The organism is Vibrio ouci (assembly GCF_004551525.1).
GTDB lineage: Bacteria > Pseudomonadota > Gammaproteobacteria > Enterobacterales > Vibrionaceae > Vibrio > Vibrio ouci.
Genome location: NZ_SATR01000098.1, coordinates 1 through 3,990, shown reverse-complemented (window position 1 = coordinate 3,990; position 3,990 = coordinate 1). Strand labels below are relative to the sequence as shown.

The 3,990-nt window shown below is 39.4% G+C and carries 7 protein-coding genes and 1 pseudogene; all 8 read right to left on the bottom strand.

The features are described from left to right. A pseudogene (locus ELS82_RS27105) lies at positions 1-128 on the bottom strand (GNAT family N-acetyltransferase); the annotation flags it as partial. 161 nt (positions 129-289) lie between these two features. Beyond that, positions 290-754 carry a hypothetical protein gene (locus ELS82_RS23550; protein WP_134837595.1) on the bottom strand — a complete coding sequence of 155 codons (465 nt, stop codon included), beginning with the start codon at positions 752-754 and terminating at the stop codon, positions 290-292. Then, the gene (locus tag ELS82_RS23545; RefSeq protein WP_134837594.1) at positions 747-1,577 is read right to left on the bottom strand and encodes a GTPase domain-containing protein; all 831 of its coding nucleotides are present in this window, start codon (positions 1,575-1,577) and stop codon (positions 747-749) included. The genes ELS82_RS23550 and ELS82_RS23545 overlap by 8 nt, the downstream gene beginning before the upstream one ends. 210 nt (positions 1,578-1,787) lie before the next feature. Then, complete coding sequence (locus ELS82_RS23540; RefSeq protein ID WP_045396164.1) at positions 1,788-2,108, bottom strand: DUF2834 domain-containing protein; 321 nt, start codon at positions 2,106-2,108, stop codon at positions 1,788-1,790. Between the two features lie 156 nt (positions 2,109-2,264). Further along, on the bottom strand, positions 2,265-2,570 hold the full coding sequence (locus ELS82_RS23530) for a hypothetical protein (RefSeq protein WP_050907877.1): 306 nt from the start codon (positions 2,568-2,570) through the stop codon (positions 2,265-2,267). Between the two features lie 150 nt (positions 2,571-2,720). Next, positions 2,721-3,053: a hypothetical protein gene (locus ELS82_RS23520; protein ID WP_047483028.1), complete on the bottom strand. Its 333-nt coding sequence runs from the start codon at positions 3,051-3,053 to the stop codon at positions 2,721-2,723. A gap of 145 nt (positions 3,054-3,198) precedes the next feature. Then, positions 3,199-3,690, bottom strand: a complete 492-nt coding sequence (locus tag ELS82_RS23515; RefSeq protein WP_126576049.1) for a peptidase T — start codon at positions 3,688-3,690, stop codon at positions 3,199-3,201. A gap of 77 nt (positions 3,691-3,767) precedes the next feature. Next, positions 3,768-3,990: hypothetical protein (locus ELS82_RS26735; protein WP_208733270.1), on the bottom strand; the 223-nt coding region annotated here is incomplete at its 5' end.

The window sequence follows — 3,990 nt, the reverse complement described above, 5'->3', positions numbered from 1 at the left end:
ATTTCACTTTGCTCTCTGGACATTGGCTGGAAAAGAGGAACTTCTCCATTACCATTTTCAGACAGCTGATTTTCTAGATACACAAAGAATGAATCTAAATCCGATTTTTCCGCTTCTACTACTTCCATCTAATTCTCGGTACTCCATCAATTACGCATAACGCCGCATTAAGGTGTGAGCAACGCTACCACACAACTAAACCATACCACCATAAACACGAAACCCAACGACTGGCACTGAAAATGCCAAGCGTTGGGAATCACTCTTAAATGCTTTGTTAAGTGCGTATTTATTTAATCGAAAAACGTAACCTTTTCAATCTCATACGATAGGTGGCTATCGCTACTGGATCTAGTGACTCTGCGAATCTACTATAGTTTTCTAGTTCATGAATTAAGTCCAGCAACTCGGCTAATACTGATGATTCAATCTCTAAATCTTCAGACAGCTTTCTAGCTCGCCTACGTGCATTAAACAGCGCAACAATCAGTGGTAGAGACATGATTAATGATGACGCTGATATTATAGTGCGATAAATCGAGCTTATTTCAAGCGTCATGTTTGAGAACAAAAGCAGTGCTGAGAACATCACAAAAGCATAAATACAACCTAATATAATGTACTGCCTCTGCTTATTAGACATAGAAAGCTCTTCTAGCTCTTTCAAGTGACCAGATACATTTTCAGCAAGTGAAATTAATTTTTCCAACTCACTCAAGGTTGAACTTGGCTTTTCGAAATATTCATCACTCATCAGAAACCTCAGCTAAGATACCAACGAAGTTTTGCATATAATTCGCTGGCTCATCAAAAGTTACCAATTGAGGAGAAATTTTAGTGTCTCCCCAAACATATGGTTTTGGCTTAGGACAAACAGGAACTACACGGCACTTAAGATTGTTAGAGCCAACACGCTTTAACAACCTATTCAGTTCTTCCACAAATGGACTATCTCCTTCTGGATAGTAGTACATTTTAGCTTGTTCTAATTTATCGAAGTACAAATCTGCTTTACTCACAGCGATGGTTAGCCATTTAGGACCTCTCCCAGCGGCACATGCTGTTGCAATCAGATTTGTAACTTTCTTAAATTCTTCTAATTCACGTTCAAGGTTGTAGTCTCTAATAGCCTCAAGAGTTACATAACCTCTATCTTTCAATTTTTGCTCAGAAACACTAGAGCGGATAGAAGTGAAACCAAAGTCGACGACATGAAGCACACCTTCAAGATTCTTATGGGTATTAAAGGCTTCGTCTAAAGCTGCTTCTCGAGCCAATATTTCCTGTCCCGGAACAACAGTGAATATCTTAGTCCACTCACCAACTGAAATCGCTTTTTTCTCGACAGCTGTAGATGTTCCTGGTTCTTTCCACTCCCGATCTTTTACTTCACCGTGGTGGCATAAGGTTAACACCGACTTACCAGATCCTGCCGCACCAGTTACAACAACATTTGTGTCGCCGCGCCCCGCATAGACCAACAGTCGTTTCCACCATTCATGGATCTGACTTTTATTTTGATAAATTGTAATTGGTGCTTTTACAGCAGTCGGTAGTAGATCTGTCCAGTCAGCCATTATTTTTTTTCCATTAATTCAAACTATTGTGATTTTATACTAATCATCCATCATACGCATGCACTAAAACCTTGATTGCGACACTGAAGCACTTAACGCCAAATTAAGGTGTGAACAACGCCGCCACCTTAGCTAAAGCATTGTGCCATAAACACTAAACTAGCTTGAAGTGAAAGCGCCAAGCGTTGTGAATCACTCTTAAATTTATTGTTAGGGCTGTGGCTGAAGGGACTGTTTTTCTTTGAAATAAAGGTACATTGGGAGCCCAAACGACACACCAACTGACAAAGTTCCCAACACTGCAAAATATCGATACTTCACTTTATGTTTTTGCCCGTCCACTAAAATAAAGCCTATCAGAGCAATCGCACCAACCAAGACATCAAGCCAGGCCATTATACTAATGGGGTTTGCCACCGCTTCACTGAACAAAAGACTAATATCTAAGCCATTAGCAACTAGCCAAGGAACCAACGCTCCATACGGTAGCAATATACCTAACAAAGTAAGAACTAGATAAAACCTTACCATTTCGCCATCCTTGCAAATTTTTTGTAGTAAGCCCTAACGCCCTGTTAAGGTGTGAGCAACGCAATACCGAAGCCTCCGCATACCACCTTAAACACAAAACGCAACGCATAGCAAAAATGCCAAGCGTTGCGAATCACTCTTAAACAGATTGTTATGTTATTTCCAGGTCACAGGAAGCCCGTGATTAACACATAAGTCACACAACCAATTTGATAAACTAGGCTGTTGTTTAAAATTTAGAGCATTTCCATCTTTGTCTTCCAACAAAATTTCATTGGAATCGTATGCCTTCACTGTAAGAGTCTCGGTATTTTTTCCAATAGTTATTGAAGCATTTGTTGCGTTTACACTCAGCAGATAAGTAACATCACCTTTTTCCGCTGATAGAGTTATTGGCTCTTGATTGTTTTCACATCCAGCCAATAATGCCAACCCAAACAAAACACTTATTACCTTTTTCATTTAATTTCCTCATTAACATAACGCTCTGTTAAGGTGTGAGCAACGCAATGCCGAAGTCACCGCATACCACCTTAAACACCTAAAGCAACGCATAGTAAAAATGCCACGCGTTGCGAATCACTCTTAAACAGTTTGTTATGCTTCTGCTTTTCACCGTTGGTATTGCTTGTTAGCTTTAATTCCATGAGGTGAAACCCACCCCTCGTTTAAATAAGAATGGTAATACTCTAGAAACTCATCTTGCTCTTCGAATGAATACATTCGGTTGTTAGTGTTATCGAGCAATTCAGTAGTTACTTCTATCACTCCACTTTCGCGATAAGTTACTTGATTTACGGTCCAAGAGAAGTAATCGCCTACAATGCGGTTGTTGAACTTAACAAACTCACCAACTCTTGGCACTACCGGAAGGTGAACATTTTTGACTAAATGAACCCAATTCTTTTTACTTGCCAGATAGATACTAAATTCTATTTCTATCAATACTTTATCCTGAGTCAATTAAGAAGCATAACGCCAAATTAAGGTGTGAACAACGCTAACACCTTACCTAAAGCATTGTGCCATAAACACTAAACTAGCTTAAAATGAAAGCGCCGAGCGTTGTGAATCACTCTTAAATTTATTGTTATGCCTGTGGTTGAGATGACCATGAATTATTAGGATGAACATTAACACCTAGTCCTTCAAGCCTATCTCGTTCTTGAGTAAGATCTGAAATCACTGATTTCAATACCTTAGTTGGTACTCGGTGTTTACTTAAAGTCCCATCAATAACATATAATTCTTTCGTTCCATTACAGAGCAAGTGCCCATTCGTGATAGTACCTACAACCGAAGCATTAGGAGGAATTTCACTAGGAATCTTTAATGAGCAGCAAGGAAAGAATAGTTTACCTTTGTCATCAATAGCCTCTAAGCCACTATAAAATGCAGTCTCACTACCGTGATTGGAAATAAAAATACGTCCACAAAGGTAGTTACCTACCCCGTCTTGATTTGGCTCAATACTACGGCACATCTGAATTTTTAGCTTCGGCTTACGTTGACGAAACTGAAACACATTGATAGCGATGCTTATTACGATCACTATTGTCGAAATTACTTCATATGTACTCATAATTTCCTCATAAGGCATAACGCCAAATTAAGTAGTGAGCAACGCTACCACTCACCTAAACCATTGTGCCGTAAACACTAAAACTGATTCAAACCGAAAGTGCCAAGCGTTGCGAATCTGCTTAAATTTATTGTTATGCTTGTTCCATCAGTACCCCCTCTGGCAGGATAGTTGTCACTGTTAAAATTTAACCAGTTTGGGCGGTAAGAATGAATTGTGTCTCGTATTCCAGCAGAAAGAAAAGAAGCCATATTGAAGAAGCTACTGCCTCCATATTCAATGTCAGTAAGCCAGTTGTCA